The sequence below is a fragment of the Hydrogenophaga crocea genome, assembly GCF_011388215.1.
GTDB classification, from domain to species: domain Bacteria; phylum Pseudomonadota; class Gammaproteobacteria; order Burkholderiales; family Burkholderiaceae_C; genus Hydrogenophaga; species Hydrogenophaga crocea.
This window is the reverse complement of sequence record NZ_CP049989.1, coordinates 3,519,473-3,539,267: the sequence shown is the minus strand read 5'-3', so window position 1 is coordinate 3,539,267 and position 19,795 is coordinate 3,519,473. Positions and strand designations below refer to the sequence as shown.

General features: G+C 72.3%; 15 protein-coding genes. 6 read left to right on the top strand and 9 right to left on the bottom strand.

Annotation, left to right across the window (positions count from 1 at the left end; genetic code table 11):
- From G9Q37_RS16740 to G9Q37_RS16725, 4 genes are all read left to right on the top strand, one after another.
- Positions 1-4,155, top strand: coding sequence for a YhdP family protein (locus G9Q37_RS16740; RefSeq protein ID WP_166228930.1), 4,155 nt, complete (start codon positions 1-3; stop codon positions 4,153-4,155).
- Between the two features lie 46 nt (positions 4,156-4,201).
- Positions 4,202-5,011: a carbon-nitrogen hydrolase family protein gene (locus G9Q37_RS16735; RefSeq protein WP_166228928.1), complete on the top strand. Its 810-nt coding sequence runs from the start codon at positions 4,202-4,204 to the stop codon at positions 5,009-5,011.
- 109 nt (positions 5,012-5,120) lie between these two features.
- Positions 5,121-7,121, top strand: a complete 2,001-nt coding sequence (locus tag G9Q37_RS16730) for a two-component system sensor histidine kinase NtrB (protein ID WP_166228926.1) — start codon at positions 5,121-5,123, stop codon at positions 7,119-7,121.
- 7 nt (positions 7,122-7,128) lie between these two features.
- Positions 7,129-7,761 (top strand): response regulator transcription factor, encoded by a 633-nt coding sequence (locus G9Q37_RS16725; RefSeq protein ID WP_166228924.1) that lies wholly within the window; start codon positions 7,129-7,131, stop codon positions 7,759-7,761.
- An 18-nt stretch (positions 7,762-7,779) separates the two neighbouring features.
- On the opposite strand, the gene G9Q37_RS16720 is transcribed toward G9Q37_RS16725, so the two are convergent.
- A complete protein-coding gene (locus G9Q37_RS16720) occupies positions 7,780-7,944 on the bottom strand; it encodes a hypothetical protein (RefSeq protein ID WP_166228922.1) in 165 nt (54 codons plus the stop codon).
- On the opposite strand from G9Q37_RS16720, the gene mltA reads away from it, so the two are divergent.
- Positions 7,877-9,115 carry a murein transglycosylase A gene (gene mltA, locus G9Q37_RS16715; protein WP_166228920.1) on the top strand — a complete coding sequence of 413 codons (1,239 nt, stop codon included), beginning with the start codon at positions 7,877-7,879 and terminating at the stop codon, positions 9,113-9,115. The genes G9Q37_RS16720 and mltA overlap by 68 nt on opposite strands.
- On the opposite strand, the gene G9Q37_RS16710 is transcribed toward mltA, so the two are convergent.
- From G9Q37_RS16710 to G9Q37_RS16675, 8 genes are all read right to left on the bottom strand, one after another.
- On the bottom strand, positions 9,116-9,577 hold the full coding sequence (locus G9Q37_RS16710; RefSeq protein ID WP_166228918.1) for a hypothetical protein: 462 nt from the start codon (positions 9,575-9,577) through the stop codon (positions 9,116-9,118).
- Positions 9,578-9,625: 48 nt separating this feature from the next.
- Positions 9,626-10,462: a COG1470 family protein gene (locus tag G9Q37_RS16705; RefSeq protein WP_166228916.1), complete on the bottom strand. Its 837-nt coding sequence runs from the start codon at positions 10,460-10,462 to the stop codon at positions 9,626-9,628.
- Between the two features lie 11 nt (positions 10,463-10,473).
- On the bottom strand, positions 10,474-11,136 hold the full coding sequence (locus tag G9Q37_RS16700; protein WP_166228914.1) for a hypothetical protein: 663 nt from the start codon (positions 11,134-11,136) through the stop codon (positions 10,474-10,476).
- Complete coding sequence (locus tag G9Q37_RS16695; protein ID WP_166228912.1) at positions 11,133-11,648, bottom strand: hypothetical protein; 516 nt, start codon at positions 11,646-11,648, stop codon at positions 11,133-11,135. The genes G9Q37_RS16700 and G9Q37_RS16695 overlap by 4 nt, the downstream gene beginning before the upstream one ends.
- A gap of 1 nt (position 11,649) precedes the next feature.
- On the bottom strand, positions 11,650-12,303 hold the full coding sequence (locus G9Q37_RS16690) for a hypothetical protein (RefSeq protein ID WP_166228910.1): 654 nt from the start codon (positions 12,301-12,303) through the stop codon (positions 11,650-11,652).
- A 48-nt stretch (positions 12,304-12,351) separates the two neighbouring features.
- Positions 12,352-12,954: a hypothetical protein gene (locus G9Q37_RS16685; protein WP_166228908.1), complete on the bottom strand. Its 603-nt coding sequence runs from the start codon at positions 12,952-12,954 to the stop codon at positions 12,352-12,354.
- A 121-nt stretch (positions 12,955-13,075) separates the two neighbouring features.
- The gene (locus tag G9Q37_RS16680; RefSeq protein ID WP_166228906.1) at positions 13,076-15,196 is read right to left on the bottom strand and encodes an SdrD B-like domain-containing protein; all 2,121 of its coding nucleotides are present in this window, start codon (positions 15,194-15,196) and stop codon (positions 13,076-13,078) included.
- A gap of 263 nt (positions 15,197-15,459) precedes the next feature.
- Positions 15,460-15,969: an Lrp/AsnC family transcriptional regulator gene (locus tag G9Q37_RS16675; protein ID WP_166228904.1), complete on the bottom strand. Its 510-nt coding sequence runs from the start codon at positions 15,967-15,969 to the stop codon at positions 15,460-15,462.
- A 173-nt stretch (positions 15,970-16,142) separates the two neighbouring features.
- On the opposite strand from G9Q37_RS16675, the gene G9Q37_RS16670 reads away from it, so the two are divergent.
- Positions 16,143-19,736 (top strand): indolepyruvate ferredoxin oxidoreductase family protein, encoded by a 3,594-nt coding sequence (locus G9Q37_RS16670; RefSeq protein ID WP_166228903.1) that lies wholly within the window; start codon positions 16,143-16,145, stop codon positions 19,734-19,736.
- Positions 19,737-19,795 lie beyond the last annotated feature (59 nt).

The window sequence follows — 19,795 nt, the reverse complement described above, 5'->3', positions numbered from 1 at the left end:
ATGATGCGATCCCAACAGGCCAACACCGCGCGCGACGACGGCGCCGTCACGGCCGGCCGTCTGCTGCGGCTTTGGGCCATGGCCACGCGCCTGTTGTTGTGGCTCGTGGCGGGCGCCTGGGGCATCTTCCTGCTGACCTGGATCGTTTTGCAGGCGTGGATTGTGCCGCGGATCGAAAACTGGCGCCCCGACCTGGAAAGGTGGGCGAGCCACGCGGTCGGGGTCGAGGTCCGCATCGGCGCCATCCGCTCCGTCGGCAACCCCGATGGCGGCCTGCCGCCCCTGGTGCCTTCGTTCGAATTGCGCGACGTGCGCCTGCTCGACAGCAGCGGCCGCAGCGCGCTGGAGCTGCCCGTGGTGCGCGGCGCGGTGTCGGTGGCCTCGCTGTGGCGCGGCGGCTTCGAGCAGATCCTCATCGAGCGGCCGGTGCTCGACGTGCGTCGCCTTGCCGATGGCCGCATCGAGGTCGCGGGCATGGCCTTCACCGACAGCGGCTCGGGCGACGGCCGCGGCGCCGAGTGGTTCTTCGACCAGACCGAGTTCGCGGTCCGCGGCGGCACGGTGCGCTGGACGGATGAGCGTCGCGGCCAGCCGCCGGTGCTGCTGCGCGAGCTCGATTTCGTGGCCCGCAACGGCCACCGCTCGCACGACCTGCGGCTCGACGCCACCCCCGAGCCCGCCTGGGGCGATCGCTTCAGCCTGCGCGCGCGGCTGCGCGAGCCGCTGTGGCGACTGCCCGGCCTGGGCGGCGCGCCGCGCCAGCCCTGGGACGACTGGAGCGGCCAGCTCTATGCCGACTTCAGCCGCGCCGACGTGGCACTGCTGCGCCGCCACGCCGACCTCAGCGACTGGGGCGTCGAGGTGCGCAGCGGCCAGGGCGCGCTGCGCGCCTGGGCCCGGCTGCAGCGCGGCGACATCGAAGCGCTCACGCTCGACACCGCGCTCACCGGCGTGGACCTGCAGCTCGGGCCCGATCTGCCGGCGCTGGCGCTTGAACGCCTCGACGGCCGCCTCGAGGCCACCTGGACCGAGGCCCAGTGGACCGCGGGCACCGAGCGGCTCGCCTTCCGCACCGCCGAAGGCCAGGAATGGCGTGGCGGCACGGTGCGCGTGGCCCACCAGCGCGCGCGTGAGCGCCAGGGCGCGCGCACCGAGGTGCAGGCGCGTGCGGTCGACCTGGCCACGCTGACCGCGCTGGCCGAGCGGCTGCCCCTGCCCGGCGAGGCGCGGGGCTGGCTCGGCCGCCTGCAGCCGCGCGGCCGCCTCGACGACCTCGACCTCGCCTGGCAGGCGCGCGGCAGCGGGCCGCTCGCGGGCCAGGCGGTGCTGCGCGCCAAGGGCCGGCTCAGCGGGCTCGCGCTGGCCGGCGAACCCAGCGGCCGCCTCTCGCGCAGCGGGCGCTTTCCCCTGCCGGGCCGCCCGGGCGTGGACAACGCCGACCTGAGCTTCGAACTCGACCAGAACGGCGGCCGCGCCCAGCTCGCGCTGCGCCAGGGCGCGCTCGACTTCCCCGACGTGTTCGAAGAGCCGCGCATCGCCTTCGACCGCCTCGACGCCCGGCTGGCCTGGCGCGTCAAGGGCGAGCGCATCGAGGTCGACCTCGACGACGGCAGCTTCGCCAACGCCCACGCCGAGGGCACGGTGCGGGTGCGCTGGCACACCGGCGACCCGGCCACCAGCCCGGCGCGCGCGCGCTTTCCCGGTGTGCTCGACCTCACGGCGCGGCTCACGCGCGCCGACGGCACCGCGGTGCACCGCTACCTGCCGCTGAGCGTGAACGAGAACGCGCGGCACTACGTGCGCGACGCGGTCAGGGCCGGCGTGTCGCGCCAGGTGAATTTCCGCCTCCAGGGCGAGGTCTGGGACATGCCCTTCAACGAGCCCCAGCACACGCCCGGCACCTTCCAGATCACGGCCGCGCTCGAGGGCGTGGATTTCGACCACCTGCCGCCCGCGCTGCAGGCGGCGGGCGATCCGCCCTGGCCCGGCGTGCGTGGCGCGCGCGCGCAGTTCGCGCTCGACCGCATGGCCATGCGCATCACCGGCATCGAAGGCGGCCTCGACGGCGCGCCCGGGGTGCGCATCGACCAGGCCTCGGTGGTGGTCGACGACCTCGCGCACCGCCCGGTGGTGCAGGTGCGGCTGCGCGCCAACGGCCCGGGCGAGGCGCTGCTGGGCCACGTGCAGCGCACGCCGCTCAACCGCTACACGCAGCAGGCGCTGGCGCGCGCCACGGCCAGCGGCCCGGCGGGGGCCGAGCTGCGGCTCGAACTGCCGCTCGAAGACCTCAAGGCCACGCGCGTGCGCGGCAGCGTGCGCCTGGACGGCACCGACCTGCGCATCACGCCCGCTTCCCCCCTGCTGGCGCGCGCCCGCGGCACGCTCAGCTTCAGCGAACGCGGCTTCGCCTTCAACGGTGCGCGCGCCCAGGTGCTGGGTGGTGAACTCGTGTTCGACGGCAGCCTGCGCGCCGAGCCCGGTGCGCCGGTGCAGCTGCAGTTCCGTGGCCAGGGCGTGGCCAGCGCCGCCGGCCTGCGCGAGGGCGGGCTGGGCCCGGTCGGCGCGCTCTTTGCGCACGCCAGCGGCAGCGCGCCCTACACCGTGCAACTGGGCTTTCGCGCCGGCGAGCCCGAGCTGCGCATCAGCAGCAGCCTGCAGGGCATGGCGATCCAGCTGCCGGCGCCGTTGGCCAAACCCGCCGAAGCGAGCTGGCCGCTGCGCTACGACAGCAGCGTGAGCGCGGTGCAGGATGGCCAGGCCACGCGCGAGCGCGTGGCGGTGGCGCTCGGGCCCGCGGCCGCGCCGGTGCTCGACCTGCAGCTCGAACGCGAGCTCGGCCCCACGCCGCGCGCGCCGCGCGCCAGCGTCGCCCTGGGCCTGCCCGCGGGCGAGCGCGCGCCGCTGCCCGAGCAGGGCATCGCGGTGCAGGCGCGCGTGGCCGAACTCGACGTCGACCAGTGGCGCAAGCTGCTGCCCGCGGCGGCCGGCGCGCCGGCCGCTGGCGCGGGCGGCGACGCCATGGCCTGGTTGCCCAGCCACGTCTCGCTGCAGGCCGATGCGGTGGCGGTGGATGGCCGGCGCTTCCAGCGCGTGGTGGTGGGCGCCACGCGCGAAGGCCCGCTGTGGCGCGCCAACGTCGATGCCGACGGGCTCAACGGCTACGTGGAGTTCCGGCCCGCGAGCGGGCCCCAGGCCGGCAGCGTGTACGCCCGCCTGGCGCGCCTGACCCTGCCGCGGCAGGCGCCGAGCGAGGTCGAGCGCTTGCTCGAGCAGCCCGGCAACAGCGTGCCCGCGCTCGACATCGCGGTGGAAGACCTGCAGTGGGACGGCCGCTCGCTCGGGCGCGTCGAGGTCGAGGCGGTCAACCGCGGCGGGCCGCTGCGCGTGGCCGAGTGGCGCCTCAACGCGCTGCGCGTGAGCGTGCCCGAGGCGCGGCTCACGGCCAGCGGCAACTGGGCCGCGTCGGGCGCGGGCGCCGAGGGCAGCGGCCCGCGCCGCACGGCGCTGCAGTTCCGCCTCGACGTGCAGGACAGCGGCGCGCTGCTCGAGCGCTTCGGCCGCGAGGGCCTGGTGCGCGGCGGCCGCGGCCGCCTCGAAGGCACGCTGGGCTGGCAGGGCGCGCCCTTCGCGCCCGACTACCCCTCGCTGTCGGGCCAGCTGCACCTCGACGTGGAGCGTGGCCAGTTCCTCAAGGCCGAGCCGGGCGCGGCGCGCCTGCTCGGCGTGCTGAGCCTGCAGGCGCTGCCGCGCCGCCTGGTGCTCGATTTCCGCGACGTCTTCTCCGACGGCTTCGCCTTCGATTTCGTGCGCGGCGACGCGCGCATCGAGCGCGGCGTGGTGCACACCAACAACCTGCAGATGAAGGGCGTGAACGCCGCCGCGCTGCTCGAAGGTTCGGCCGACGTGGCGCGCGAAACGCAGGACCTCAAGGTGGTGGTGGTGCCCGAGATCAACGCCGGCACGGCCTCGCTGATCGCCACCGCGATCAACCCGGCGGTGGGCCTGGGCACCTTCCTCGCGCAGTTCCTGCTGCGCCAGCCCATGCAGAGCGCGGCCACGCAGGAATTCCGCGTCAGCGGCAGCTGGGCCGACCCGCAGGTGCAGAAGGTGGCGCGCAGCGCCGCGCCTGCCGCGCCGCCGCAGCCGCTGCAGTAAGCTCGCCCGCGTCACGCCCGCCCCACCCGCCGCCACAGGAGCCCGCATGAAAGTCGCCGCCATTCAAATGGTCTCGGGCATCAGCCTGGACGCCAACCTCAGCGAGGCCCTGCGCCTGCTGCGCCTGGCCGCGGCGGCCGGCGCCGAGCTCGCGGTGCTGCCCGAGTACTTCTGCTTCATGGGCGCGCGCGACGAGGACAAGCTCGTGATCGCCGAGACCCTGGGCCTGGGCCGGGTGCAGGACTTCCTCAGCGACACCGCGCGCGACCTGCGCATGACCCTGGTGGGCGGCACCCTGCCGCTGGCCACCGACGACCCCGCGCACGCGGCCAATGCCTCGCTGGTCTACGACGCCCGCGGCCAGCGCCTGAGCCGCTACGACAAGATCCACCTGTTCCGCTACGACAACGGCCGCGAGCGCTACGACGAATCCGCCGTGCTCACCGCGGGCACGGCCCCGACCCATTTCGAGCTGCTCGACCAGGCCGGCCAGGCCTGGCGCATCGGCCAGAGCGTGTGCTACGACCTGCGCTTCGCCGAGCTCTACCGCGCGCTCGCGGCCGACGTGCTGCTGGTGCCCGCGGCGTTCACGCACACCACGGGCTCGGCGCACTGGGAGGTGCTGCTGCGCGCCCGCGCGATCGAGAACCAGGCCTACGTGATCGCCAGCGCGCAGGGCGGCCTGCACGAAAACGGCCGCCGCACCTGGGGCCACAGCATGGTGATCGACCCCTGGGGCCAGGTGCTCGCGATGCACGCCGAGGGCCCGGGCGTGGTGATCGCCGAGCTCGACGCCGCGCGCCTGCGTCAGGTGCGCGAGCAGCTGCCCTCGCTGCAGCACCGGGTGTTGGCATGACCCACCCCTGCCGCGCTGCGCGCGACCCCCTCAAGGGGGCGATACCAGCGGCCCGGCAAAGCCGGTTCCGCGGTATCTCTGGGCAAGGCACGCGCTTCGGAACATCCCCATGAAATCGCCGCGCTGGCCGCTGTGGGGCGCGCTGCTGCTGCTGGTGGGCGCGCTACTCACGGTGCTGGTGTTCCTGGCCGCCGAGTACGAGGTCGGCCGCGACCAGGCCTCGCTCGACCAGGAAGCGCTCGATGTGGCGAGCGACATCCGCAGCGACCTGCTGCGCAACGTGCAGAGCCTGCAGGCGCTCAATGCCTTCGCGCCCACGCCGCAGAGCTGGGACACACCCGCGGCCGATCTGCTCTCGGGCCGGCGCGAGATGGTGCGCCTGGAGTGGCGCGACAACGCGCTGCGTCCGCTCGCGCAGCGCCTGTCGCCCTACTCCGCCGACGTGTTCGGCGCGCTCGGCCGCGAGCAGGCGCTGCCCGAGGTGCGTCAGGCCTGCGAGGCCGGCCGGCGCCTCTCGGGTCCGGCCTATTCGCCCAGCTATTTCTGGCCGGTGCGCGACGGCCGCGGCATGGAGCTCATGGAGCTGTGCCTGCCGCTCACCGAGGCCGGCAACCCGCGCGGCTTTCTCGTGGCCACCTACACGCTCAAGGGCATCCTGGCCGAGCTCGCCGACGCCTCCGCGGTGCGCGGGCGCGGCCTGAGCTTTGCCGACGCCGACGGCACGCGCCTGGCCGTGCACAGCGTGATCGCGGGCGAGCGGCGCACCCTGCGCGCGCAGGCCCTGATCGACCTGCCGGGCCACACCCTGCTGCTGCAGCTCGAGAGCCCGCGCCGCGCGCTCGGCCTGTTCCCCAACGTGCTCACCGGCGTGGTGGGCGCCTTGTCGCTGGCGCTGCTGGGCGTGCTGTTCATGCTCGCGCGCGACACGCGCCGGCGCCAGCACGCCGAAGAGCGCGCGGCCGAGGCGCTGGCCTTTCGCAAGGCCATGGAGGACTCGCTCGTGACCGGCCTGCGCGCGCGCGACATGGCCGGGCGCATCACCTACGTGAACCCGGCCTTCTGCCAGATGGTGGGCCTGAGCGCCGAGCAGTTGGTGGGCACCGGCCTGCCCGCGCCCTGGTGGCCGCCCGAGCTGGTCGACGAATACCAGCAGCGCCAGAACGTGCGCCTGGCCGGCCAGACGCTGCCGCGCGAGGGCTACGAATCGGTGTTCCAGCGCAGCGACGGCACGCGCTTTCCGGTGCTCATCATCGAAGCCCCGCTGATCGACGCACGCGGCGTTCAGACCGGCTTCATGAGCGCGATCATCGACCTCACCGAACAGCGCCGCGTCGAAGAGCTCAACCGCGCCTCGCAGGACAAGCTGCAGGCCACCGCGCGCCTGGCCACGGTGGGCGAGATGGCCTCGCTCATCAGCCACGAGCTCAACCAGCCGCTCGCGGCCATCGCGAGTTACGCCAGCGGCACGCTCAACCTGCTCGAACAGGGCGAGGGCGCGCTCGAGCGCACCGACCTCCACGGCGCGATCCGCCGCATCGCCGAGCAGGCCGAGCGCGCGGGCCGCGTGATCCGCAGCGTGGCCGATTTCGTGCGCCGGCGCGACCAGGTGCGCGAGGACGTGGCGCCGCAGCGCCTGATCGATGGCATCGCCACGCTGCTGTCGCTGCAGGCCAAGAAGCAGAGCATCCGGCTGGCGGTCGAGATCGCGCCCGGCACGCCCGACGTGCACTGCGACCGCACCATGGTCGAGCAGGTGCTGCTCAACCTCGCGCGCAACGGCATGCAGGCCATGCCCCTGGGCGATCCGCCCACAGCCAGCGGCCTGCGTGTGCTGCGCATCGCCATCGCGCCGGCGCTGCCCGACCGCGACGCCGCCGGCCTGCGCTGGGTGCGCTTCGACGTCATCGACCACGGCCAGGGCCTGTCGCCCGAAGCCGCCGAGCGCGTGTTCACGCCCTTCTTCACCACCAAGGCCGAGGGCATGGGCCTGGGCCTGAGCCTGTGCCGCACGGTGGTCGAACAGCACGGCGGCGCGCTGTCGTTCGAGCCCGTGGCCCCGCGCGGCATGCGCTTCGCGTTCACCCTGCCCGCGGCCGCGGGCCTCCTATGATCCGCGCATGACCGAGTTTCCCGACGCCAAGATCTACCTCGTCGATGACGATGCCGGCGTGCGCGAAGCGCTGGGCTGGCTCTTGCGCACGCGCCGCCTGGTCAGCGACGGCTTCGACAGCGCCGAGGCCTTCCTCGAAGACGCCGCGGTGGCGCGGCGCGAGCCCGACGGCCCCTGCTGCGTGCTGCTCGACGTGCGCATGCCCGGCATGAGCGGGCTGGCGCTGTTCGAGCGGCTGCGCCTGCTGCCCTGGCAGGCGGCGATGCCGGTCATCTTCCTCTCGGGCCACGCCGACGTGTCGACCGCGGTCGACGCGGTCAAGCGTGGCGCCTTCGACTTCTGCGAGAAGCCCTTTTCCGACAACGCCCTGGTCGACCGCGTCGAACAGGCCTTGCACCAGTCGGCGCGCGAACTCGCGCAGCGCGCGGTGCAGCGCGAACTGCAGCAGCGCCGCGACAGCCTCACCGAGCGCGAGCGCGCGGTGATGAACCTGGTGGTGGCCGGCCTGCCCAACAAGCTGGTGGCCGACCAGCTGCAGATCAGCGTGCGCACGGTGGAGGTGCACCGCTCGCGCGTGTTCGACAAGATGGGCGTGAAGTCGGCGGTGGAGCTGGCCAATCTGCTGCGGGGGCTCGCGTGAGCCCCGAGCCGGGAACCCTCAGCGCGCCGGCGGCTCTTTCCCCGGGCCTTCGGCCGGGGCCTGCTTCTCGCGTTCCACCGCGTCGGGCAGTTCGCCCTTCTTGCGGCCGGAGAACATGGTCCACCACACGATGAACACCAGGAGTACCAGCGCGCCGAGCGCTTCGAGCAAGAGCAATGTCATGGGTAGCGATGCAATGGGCCGCGCGCTGCGGTGGTTCGCGGTCGCGGGCATTGTAGGCAGCCTGTTCGCCTGCGCGAGCCGGCCCCTGCCAGCGCCCCCGCCCGCGCCTCGGGTGAACGAGGGCGTGTCGGCCCCCGCGCCCGGCCCCGCGCCCGCGGTGCAGCAGCGCGCGCGCAGCCGCTGGGTCGCGGTCGACTGGCGCGATCTGCCCGGCTGGGGGCAGGACGCCCTGCACGAGGCCTGGAACGCGCTGCTGCGCGGCTGCGAAAAACCCGCGCCGGGCTTCGAGGCCGTGTGCGCGGAGGCGCGCCCGCTGTCCATCGCGGGCAGCGCCGAGCAGCAGGCGTGGCTGCAGCGCCGGCTGCAGCCCTACCGCGTGACCGAGGCCGACGGCCGCGCGCCCGAGGGCCTGCTCACCGGCTACTACGAGCCCATCCTCGACGCCTCGCGTCTGCCCACGGCCACGCAGCGCGTGCCGCTGTACGCGCCGCCCGCGGGCCTGCCCGCCGCCACGAGCGGCCAGCGCTGGTACTCGCGCCAGGAGATCGACACCCTGCCCGAGGCCCAGGCCGCGCTGCGCGGCCGCGCCATCGCCTGGCTGGCCGACCCGATCGATGCGCTGGTGTTGCAGATCCAGGGCTCGGGCCGCGTGAACATCACCGAACCCGACGGCCGCGTGGTGCCCGTGCGCCTGGCCTTCGCGGGCCACAACGGCCACCCCTACCAGAGCGTGGGCCGCTGGCTGCTCGACCAGGGCGCGATCCGCGAAGGCTCGTGGGACGGCATCCGCGCCTGGGCGCGCCAGAACCCGCAGCGCCTCAACGAGATGCTGTGGTCCAACCCGCGCACCGTGTTCTTCCGCGAAGACCCGCTCAACGAATTCGACGCCCGCTTCGGCCCGCGCGGCGCGCAGAACGTGCCGCTCACGCCGGGGCGTTCGATCGCGGTCGACCCGCTGAGCATTCCCTATGGCACGCCGGTGTGGCTGGCCACGCAGGGGCCGGCGCTCACCACCCAGCGCCTGGTGCTCGCGCAGGACACGGGCGGCGCCATCGTGGGCGCGGTGCGCGCCGACCTGTTCACCGGCTGGGGCGGCTGGAACGACGAGACCTACCGCCTCGCGGCCACGCTCAAGCAGCCGCTGCAGCTGTGGGTGCTGTGGCCGCGCTGATCAGAGCAGCGTGAGCTCGGTGCGCAGCGGCCAGGGCCCTGCGGCGGCGGGGTCGAAGCGGTGTTCGAGCCGCCAGGTGTGCACACCCGGGCCGCGGCTGCACAGGCGGTAGCCATCGCCCTGCGGCTCGATGCTCACCGGGTCGCCGCCGACGCTGCGCACGGCCCAGTGCGGCAAGCCATCGGTGCCGGCACGCAATGCCACGCAGGCCCCTGCGCGCACATTGGTCTGGAACACGATGCGCTGCGTCGCCTCGCCGGGCCGATCGCCTTCGCGCAATTGCGTGGGGTGGGTGTTCTCGAGCACGCGCACCACGGGCGCCACCACCACGCGGATGTTCACGTGGGCCGAGGCGCTGGCACCGTGGTGCCCGATCGCGGCATCGGCCAGGCCAAGGCCGGGCAGCAGCAGGACCAGCGCCAGCAGGCCCTGGCAACGGCGGCAAAGGTGGGCGGTGTCCATGCCCAGGTTGTCGGCCCATCGGCCAACGACTTGAGCACGGCCGTCGGATCAGGGCAGCGTGGCCTCGACCTTGAAAGCGCCCTCGTCCCAGTCCAGCGTGCCGGACAGCCGCAGCGGGTACCGGATCGGTCCCTCAGCCTTCTTGCCGCCGTCCAGCGTCAGCCCCAGCGTGCGCGTGTGGCCCGGCAGCACCGGCGCGCTCTCGGCCTGCAGCTCGAACACCTGGCCATCGGCGTCGGTGGCCTTGAGGCTGCCTTCGAGGCGGCCGTGGGCGTCGCCGCTGTTGCGCACCACGAGCACCGGACGGCGCTGGCTCTTCACGCTGTCGGTGGCCACGCGCACCAGCTCCAATTGCGGCCTGGCGCCGGCCACCGCGAGGTAGACCGTGACCGCGATGCGCCCGCTCACCGGCATGTTCAGGCTCGCGCCGCCGCTGTTGATCGCCGCCACCTGCGCCGGGTCCACGCCCTCGATGGCGATCATGAAGCGGCATTCGCCGCGCGGGGCATCGGCGGGCACCGATACCTGGAAGCGGTAGGGTTCGTTGCCCCGCGCGCCGATCTGGCGCGTGCGGCGTTCGAGCGCCACCCAGGGCCGGCAGCTGCCAGGCAGCAGCTCGTCGTGGAACGCGAGCTCGCCGGCCTCGGACAGCGACCAGTCCAGGGTGCGGAAGGCCAGTGTGTTGACCTGTGTGCCCACGTTGTAGATGCGCAGCGACTGGCCCACGCGCTGGCCCGGTCTGGCCTGCAGCTCCAGGCGCGAGGGCGACACGGCCACCTCGAACGGGGCCGGGGCGGTCTGGGCCGGCGCGGCGGCGCCGATCAGGGCGCCCACGAGGCCCAGGGCGAGGGGGCGGCTGGCCAGGAGGCGGCGGTGCGTGTGCATGGCGGGTCCGATCAGGGCGACGAAGCGGTGTAAACGATGAGGCTGCTGTACGTGCCGGCCGCCGGCGGCGTGGCGGGCGGCGTGAACTGCAGGGTCCAGTGGGCGGTGCGGTAGGTGAGCAGCGTGCCCGCGGCGCCCGTGCCGCTGCCGCCGGTGGCCACGTTCACCGAGGGGCCGGTGCCCCTGGCCAGGTGTGGCGGCGCGGGCAGGCTGCTGTTGTCGCTGCTCACGGTGAGCTGGTTCAGCGAAATGAAGCCGCCGCCCGGGCTGGTCAGCCCGCCCGCCGTTTGCGCCACCAGGCTCACCTGGCCGGCGTTGCTGCGCACCTCCACGGGCACCACCACCGCCGCGCTGGCGACGAAGCCGGGTGCCGCGCCGCCCCAGGCGTTCGTTGGCCCATTGCCACCGGGGTTGTCGGGGAGACCGGCCGGGCTGAGGGTGAAGTCGGCGCTGCTCACTGCCGCGCTCGCCGCCGGCCCGGTGCCCGCAGGCGTGCCCGCGTGCGCCCCCCCGCTGCCGATGCGCAGGTACAGCATGCGCTCGATCCGGAGCTCGAAATCCAGCCGGGCCGTGGTGCTGCGGCTGCCGTTGCCCTGGCTCTGCGTCTGTTCGGCCTGCACACCCGCGAGCGCCAGCCCCAGCGATCCCACGATGCAGGCGGTGCGCAGCCTCATGGCAGCAGCACCAGTTCGAACCCGGGTTCGACACCGAAGTGACCGCCGTTCCAGGGCCCCATGGCGCCGAGGTCGAGCCGCATCTCGAGCTCGATGGCCAGCGGGGTGACCGCTTGGGTGATGACGCCCGTCCACAGGGGCTGGCGCTGGCCCGGTGTCAGCCGGCCGTCTTGCGCGCCATCGAGGCCGCGCCACTCGAACACCAGGCCCTGGGGCCGCAGCAGGCCGGCAACGGTCGGGGGCAGCACGAGGTCGATGCGCGCGCGCCGTCGCAGGTAGGGGGCCGTGACCACGCGGTACTCCACCCGGCCAAAGCGCGCGCGGGCCTGCTGCGCGAATGGGTTCTGCCCGAACGGCTGGCCGGTCTCGTCGGTGACCTGAAGGGCCGCCACCTGAGGGCGGGCCGAGGCCGCGCTGTCGAGCCGGTGCCAGGCCTGGGCCCGGGCCGGTGCACCGAGGCCGCTGATGCCCGCCAAAGCGCAGGCGAGCAGAACGCAGGGAAGGGCGCGCACCTTACTGCAGGGTGGCGGTGAAGGTCACCGTGCCGCGGTAGCGCCCCGCGGGGTAGAGCGTGGCGTTGCTGTAGGTGAACACCAGGGTGTTGGCGATCTCGACCGACCGGTAGCTGCTGCCGAAGGCACTGCCCGGCCCGCAACAGAGCACGCTGACCAATGTCTGGCTCGCGCTGCCGCTGAAGCTGCCGCTCTGGATGTCGGACGCGGCGTTGCTGTCTTTGTCGTGGGCGATCCAGCCCACGGTGGTGAAGGGAATCACGGTGCTGCCGCAACCGCTCCCGGGCACACATGCCAGGCCGGCGGCCGAATTGACGGTCAGCACGAGGTTCTGGTTGCCGCTGCCCCATTGGCCCCGCATGCGCACACGAACCCCGCCTGCGGGAGAGGTGCCCGGGGTCAGGGCGTCGGGCACGCCGGGCACGGGCGTGGGTGAGGGGCTGATTTGGGCCCCGGTGACGTTGAAGCCCACGGTGTTGACCGTGGCGCCGCTGGCGCCCACCTGCAGCAGGATGGTGCGGGGCACGTCCAGGGGAAAGAAGGTGAACACCGCCTGGGCCGGACCGCAGGCACAAGCGCAGGCGCAGGCGAGCAGCGCGGGGCCGTGGCGCCCGCAGAGCGCGCGCATGCGATGGCGAACGGGCAGCGGGATCATGGCGGCATGCCGGCGCGGCGGTGAACGGGCCGCGCCGGCGGTGCTCGATCAGAGCGCCGAGGCCGTGTAGGTCACGGTTTGCGAGAACGTGCCGGCCGCGGCCGCAGCGGCAGCGGTCGGGTTCAGGCCGAAGGTCCAGGTGCCGCTGTACGCCACGTTGGGCGCCAGCGCCACGGGCGTGAAGGTGCCGGTGTTGGTGCCGGGGTGGGGCAGCGGGTTGGTGCCGGTGGTGGAGGCCGTGACGTCGATGGCCGCCGCGGTCAGGCCGGTGGTGCCGGCGTCGGGCGTGGTCACGGCGCCGTTGAGCGTGGCGCCGGTCACGTTGGTCCAGGCGTAGGCGGCCAGGCCGGGGGCGGTCGATGCCGTGAAGGTCGGGGCCGAGCCGTCCCAGCTGAAGGGCAGGGCATTGCCTTCGGCGCCCACGCCGTTGGGCGTGAGCGTGATCGCGACGGTGTCGACCGCGGTGTTGTCCGACCCCACGCGCAGCATGATCACCTTGGGCACGGTGACGTTGACGGCGACCCGGGCGGTGGCGCTCACGGCGGCGCCGGTGGTGTTGTAGCCGTAGGTGCTTTCGGCGTTGGCGATCGAGGTGCCGAAGACGGCGGCCGCTGCGGCGGCGAGGGCGAGGAGTTGGCGAGAGGCTTTCATGGGGTTCCTTGAGGGTGGTGAAAAAAAGTGCCAGTTGTGCTGGCGGGGATCCGGGTGGGTAACCCGGGGCTGGCGGGGTTCAGGTGAACTTCGGGGTGGGAAGACCTGTCTCCGTGGGCATTCAGGGACGGGTGCGCACCACCCCCAGCGGGGCGATGGCCGTGCCGCGCAGCGGCACCTCGACGACGGCGCGGCTTTGGGGCGCTTCGCCCCAGGGCAGAGGAATGGATTCGGGCCGCAGGCCCAGGCGCTGGGCGCCGGTGCGCACCTGCGGAAATTCGAAGTGGCCGCGGCTGTCGGTGATCACCGACTGCCGGCCGTTGAGCTGCACCTCGACGCCGGGCACGCCCTCTTCTTCGGCCTGCTGGATGCCGTCGCGGTTGTCGTCGAAGAACACCACGCCCTGCACGCGCCCCGCGCCGGCCCCCAGGCGGGCGCCGGGTGTGTCGTCGAACGAGCGGCCGCTCTGGCCCTCATAGCGCAGGTAGACCATGGCCGTGCGCTCGTTGCTGCGGCTGACCGTGACCGCGCCCGGCAAGGCCGCCTGCGGGTCGAGCGTGATGCTGGCCTGGTTGAGCAGCAGCGAGGCGCCGAGCCGCCAGTGCGGGGTGAGTTGCTTCTCGCCCTGCACGGTGCCGGCCAGGCCGCGCGAGGTGCTCAGGTTGCTGCTGCGCGAGGTGTAGCGCACCAGCACCGACAGGTCCCAACCGCTGTCGGTGCTGGTGCGCAGGTCGAGACCGGCGGTGGGGTAGGTGTCCGTCTGGCCGGCGCTCTGGTCGCGGGCCCAGCCCAGCGTGGTGCGCACCGTGGTGCTCGCGGACGCGTCGGCCGGCAGCCAGTCTTGCTCCCACTCGAGTTGCTGGCCGGTGGCCGCGGGCGCATTGACCACCAGTTGCTGGTTGCGCTGCAGCGTGGCGCGCAGGCGGCTGTCGCCCCAGGCGACCCAGCGGTTCTGGTAGTAGGCGCTGGCATGGCTGCTGTTCTGGTCGCTCGCGCCCGAGGGCGTGCGCACGCGCAGCGCCTGCAGATAGCCGCCCCAACTGCTGCGGCGGTCGATGCGCTGGTTCCAGTTGGCCGACAGGCCGGCGCTGCTGCGGCCTTGGAGCCCGAAGAGCGCCGCGTCGTCGCTGCGCTCGAGGTCGAGGCCCATGCCCCAGTACAGCCGCGTGCTGTAGGCGTCCATGCGCCAATAGGCGCCCTGGGCGCCCTGGCTCAGGAGCTGGTCGCCAAAGCGCAGGCCCGGCTGCAGGCGGTACCCGCCGCCTTCGTGGCGGTAGTTGCCCCATTGGGTGGCGCCCTCTAGGTACAGGCCCGACGCGTTGTGCGGCGTGTCGGCCATCTGCGTGCTGCTGGCGACCCAGCTGAGCCGCACGCGCCGCTGCCCTTCTTCGCTCACCAGGTAGCCCTGCCCGATCGCGGCGGCGATGCCCGTGCTGTCCAGGGGCGTGCGAACGCCGCTGCCCGACCAGCCCTGCGCGCCGGACAGGCGGTTGACTTGCGCGCTGGCGTACCGCTGCCGCTCGAAGCGCTGCGTCAGCCCCAGCCAGGCGAGCTGGCCGGTGGTGGGCTCGAAGCCCGCATAGGGACCGCCTTCGAGCTGGCCGCGCTCGCCCCAGCCGGCGCGAAGATCGGTGTCTTCGGTGAACAGGCGCAGGCTGGCGCCGCGCAGCGTGCTGCTGCCCAGGCTCAGGCGTTGGCCGCGGCTCAGGCCATCGGTCACGTCGCTGCCGATGTCGCCGAGCCCGAGGTCGGCGAACGCCTGGGGGGACACGGGGAAGCCCAACACACGCGCGGTCAGGCGCTCACCGCTCGGTGAGCGGGCGGCGAAGCTGTAGGGGCCATAGCCGCTCAGCGCGGCGTCCCCGCTCTGGCGGCGCAGGTCGGCGGACAGGTGCCATTCGCCGTGGTTCAGGGTTTCCTGCTGGTATTGCAGCCGAAGGCCCGCGTCGGCGAGGTGCTGCGCGTCTTGCCCCGACAGCTTGCGGGCGGTCCAGTCGGCCCGCGTCTCCACCAGCCAGTAGCGCAGCCCCGGTGGCTCGGTGGCGGGGTTCTGGCCGTCCGCGTTCGGCGCCGGCCCGTCATCGGCTTGCAGGAACTGGTCGTCGTAGGCCGCGGGGCGGTTGCGCATCTGGTCGCGCAGGCGTTCCTGTTCGGCCTGGAAACGGTCGAGCGACTGGATCTGCGCGACCACGCCGCCCGGGGCCGGGTTGGGGGGCGCCTGGCCCCAGGCGCTCAGGCCCATGAGCGCTCCCAAGGTGCCCCCCAGTGCCGAGCGCGCGGCTGAACGGCCGCGCCTGCTGCGGCGGGTGGGCGCATGGGCGATACCGGGCATGAAGGGGGGCGACTCGAAAAGAACACTTTGGAATTACGGCTTCGGGCCCGTACCAGCGCGGGCCCGCCGAAATGTAAAGAGGTCTCGCCGCCTGGAAAATCCTTCAAAAACAGTAGCTTGGGTCGTCCGTTTGGACAGACGGGCGGAATCGTTCGGGGCCTGACGGCGCCGATTCAGTGCCGGGCCGGCTCTGGCGAACGAATGCTTTTTTCCAACATGTGGGGCAAGGGCAGTGCCCCCGCGTCCTTGACCTCACCCAGCGAAAAACTGGTGTGCAGGTCTTTCACGTTCGGCAGATTGAGCAGCACCTCGCGCGCGAAGGCGCTGAAGTGGTGCAGGTCGCGGCTGACCACCTGCAGCTCGAACGTGCCCGAACCGCTGATGTAGTGGCAGGACACGACCTCGGGGATGGCGCGGATGGCCTGCTCCATCTGGCGCGTCAACGCGCCGCTGTTGCGGTCGGCGTCGAGGCGCACGAAGGCCAGCACCCCCAGACCGAGCTTGTCGCGGTCGAGCACCGCGCGGTAGCCCTTGATGTAGCCCGCCTCCTCGAGGGCGCGCACGCGGCGCCAGCACGGGGCCGCCGACAGGCCCACGCGCTGGGCGAGTTCGGCGTTCGTGAGGCGGCCATCACTCTGCAGTTCTTGCAGGATCGCCAGGTCGAATTTGTCCAGTGTTTCCATGAATGCCCCGAAGAGGAAAGAAGCTTTCTCGATGATCGGGAAATCGGGCATGAAACGCAAACACCTATCAGATGCCCGGGCATACACTGCGCGGCAGACTGGGGCCGGACCTCTACCCGGCCGGTCCGCCGCGGGCGCCCACCCGGTGCTCAACCCCACAGGAGACACACAAGATGAATGCGCCGCTGCCCGAGCACATCCGCCAGGCCCTCGAAACCGTCACGCTCGACGACAAATACGCCCTGGAACACGGCCGCGCCTTCATGAGCGGTGTACAGGCCCTGGTGAAGCTGCCCATGCTGCAGCGCCAGCGCGATGCCCTGGCGGGCAAGAACACGGCCGGTTTCGTCAGCGGCTACCGCGGCTCGCCGCTGGGCAACTACGACCAGTCGCTGCAGAAGGCGGCGCCGTACCTGCGGCAGCAGAACATCGTTTTCCAGCCCGGCGTGAACGAAGAGCTTGCGGCCACCGCGATCTGGGGCACGCAGCAGCTCGGTTTTGCGCCCGCGGGCAGCAACCGCTTCGACGGTGTGTTCGGCATCTGGTACGGCAAGGGGCCGGGCGTGGACCGCTGCTCCGACGTGTTCAAGCACGCCAACATGGCCGGCACCAGCCCCTGGGGCGGCGTGATCGCGGTGGCCGGTGACGACCACGTGGCCAAGAGCTCCACCGCGGTGCACCAGAGCGACCACATCTTCAAGGCCTGCGGTCTGCCGGTGTTCTTCCCGGCCAGCGTGCAGGAGATCCTCGACCTCGGCCTGCACGCCTTCGCCATGAGCCGTTTCTCGGGCGTGTGGACCGGCATGAAGACGATCCAGGAGATCGTCGAGTCGAGCGCCACCGCGCTGATCGACCCCGAGCGGGTGCAGATCGTGGTGCCCGAATTCGAGATGCCGCCCGGCGGCGTGCACATCCGATGGCCCGATCACGCCCTCGACCAGGAGGCGCGCCTGTTCGACCACAAGTGGTATGCGGCGCTCGCCTATGTGCGCGCGAACAGGCTCAACCACAACGTGATCGAGGGGCCCAACGACCGCTTCGGCGTGATCGCCAGCGGCAAGGCCTACAACGACACCCGCCAGGCCCTGATCGATCTGGGGCTGGACGACGCCACCTGCCGCCGCATCGGCCTGCGCCTGCACAAGGTGTCGGTGGTGTGGCCGCTGGAGGCGCAGACCACGCGCGAATTCGCGACCGGCCTGCGCGAGATCCTCGTGGTGGAGGAAAAGCGCCAGGTCATCGAATACCAGATCAAGGAAGAGCTCTACAACTGGCGGCCCGACGTGCGCCCCAACGTGCTCGGCAAGTTCGAGGAGGACGAAGGCGACTACAGCGGCGGCGAATGGTCGCGTCCCAACCCGAGCGCCAACACCCTGCTGCGCGCCAAGGCCGACCTCAACCCCGCGCTGATCGCGCGCGCGATCGCGCGCCGCCTGAAAAGGCTGGGTCAGATCCCCGAGGACGTGATGGCGCGCATGGACGCGCAGCTCGCCATCCTCGACGCACAGGAGCGTTCCCTGCAGACGCTGATCACGCAGGGCGTGCCCGGCGCCGAGCGCCAGCCCTGGTTCTGCTCGGGCTGTCCGCACAACACCAGCACCAAGGTGCCCGAGGGCTCGCGCGCCATGGCCGGCATCGGCTGCCACTTCATGAGCATCTGGATGGACCGCGCCACCGTGGGCTTCACCCAGATGGGTGGCGAGGGCGTGCCCTGGATGGGCCAGCAGCCCTTCAGCAACGACCGCCACATGTTCGCCAACCTCGGCGACGGCACGTACTTCCACTCCGGCATCCTGGCGATCCGCCAGAGCATCGCCGCGGGCGTGAACATCACCTACAAGATCCTCTACAACGACGCGGTCGCCATGACCGGGGGCCAGCAGGTGGGCGAGCGCCCCGAGGGCCACAGCGTGGTGCAGATTGCGCAGAGCATGCGCGCCGAGGGGGTGAAGAAGATCACCATCGTGACCGACGAGCCCGAGAAGTACCAGGGCGTCACGGGCATCCCCGAGGGCATTGCGATCCAGCACCGCGACACGCTCGACGCGGTGCAGCGCGAATTCCGCGAGATCGAAGGCACGACGGTCATCATTTACGACCAGACCTGCGCCACCGAAAAGCGCCGCCGCCGCAAGCGCGGCACCCTGGCCGAACCCAACCAGCGCGTGGTCATCAACGAGCTGGTGTGCGAAGGCTGCGGCGATTGCGGCGAGCAGTCCAACTGCCTGTCGGTCGAGCCGCTCGAAACCGAGTTCGGCCGCAAGCGCCAGATCAACCAGAGCACCTGCAACAAGGACTTCTCCTGCGTGAAGGGTTTCTGCCCGAGCTTCGTCACCGTCGAGGGTGGCCAGCTGCGCAAGAAGAAGGGCGCGGCCCAGGCTGCGTGGACCGGCTCGCCCGTGCCCCAGCCCGCACTGCCAGCGCTGAACGCCGAGGCCTGGGGCATCATCGTCGCGGGCGTGGGCGGCACGGGCGTGATCACCATCGGCCAGTTGCTGGGCGTGGCCGCGCACCTCGAAGGCAAGGGCATCGTCACGCAGGACGCGGCGGGCCTGGCGCAAAAAGGCGGCGCCACCTGGAGCCACGTGCTCATCGGCGCCTCGCAGGAACATATCCGCACCACGCGCGTTGCCGCCGCCTCGGCCGATCTCGTGATCGGCTGCGACCCGATCGTCGCAGCCCACAAGGAGGTCTGGCAGCGTCTGCGCACGGGCCGCTCGCACGTGGCGCTCAACAGCAACGCCACGCCCACCGCGGCTTTCGTGAAGAACCCCGACTGGCTCAGCCCCGCGCAGGCCTGCGTGGACACGCTGACCAACCACCTGGGCCAGGGCGGCATTGGCGTGATCGATGCCGAGTCCATCGCGACCCGGCTGCTCGGCGACAGCCTGTACACCAACCCGCTGATGCTGGGCTTTGCCTGGCAGAAGGGCTGGATCCCGCTGGGCCATGCGGCGCTGGTCCGCGCGATCGAGCTCAATGCCGTGGCCGTGGAACAGAACAAGGCCGCCTTCGAATGGGGCCGCCGCGCCGCGCACGACCTGCCCGCCGTGCTCGCCGCCTGCGGCCTGGGCCAGCCCGCGGCCCAGGTGATCCAGTTCAAGAAGCGCGAGACGCTGGACGAGATCGTGGCGCGCCGCGCCGAATTCCTCACCGGCTACCAGAACGCGGCCTACGCGCAGCAGTACACCGCCTTCGTGGCCCGCGTGCGCGAGGCCGAGGCCCCGCTGGGCAAGACCGCGCTGGCCGAGGCCGTGGCGCGCAACCTGTTCAAGCTCATGGCCTACAAGGACGAGTACGAGGTGGCGCGCCTGCACACCGATCCGGCCTTCCACGAGCAGATCGCCGCCCGCTTCGAGGGCGACTATTCGCTCAAGGTGCACCTGGCGCCGCCCATGCTCGCGAAGAAGAACGAGCGCGGCGAACTGGTCAAGCGCCCCTACGGTCCGTTCATGTTCACGGCCTTCCGCTGGCTCGCGAAGTTCAAGGGCCTGCGCGGCACCGCGCTCGACCCCTTTGGCCGCACCGAGGAACGCCGCATGGAGCGCGCGCTGATCGCCCAGTACCGCAGCGATGTCGACACCCTGCTGGCCGGACTCGATGCCGATCGGCACGCGCTGGCCACGGAGATCGCGCGCGTGCCGGAGCTCATCAAGGGCTATGGCCATGTGAAGGAGCGCCACGCCAAGACCGCCGCGGCGCGGCGCGACACCCTCTGGGCGCGCTGGCGCGACGGCGCGACCGCCCCGCAGCGGCAGGCGGCCTGATGCGGCTCTGACACCCTCGCGGCATACAATCCCGGGCTGTTTTTGACTCTGCTGGAGAC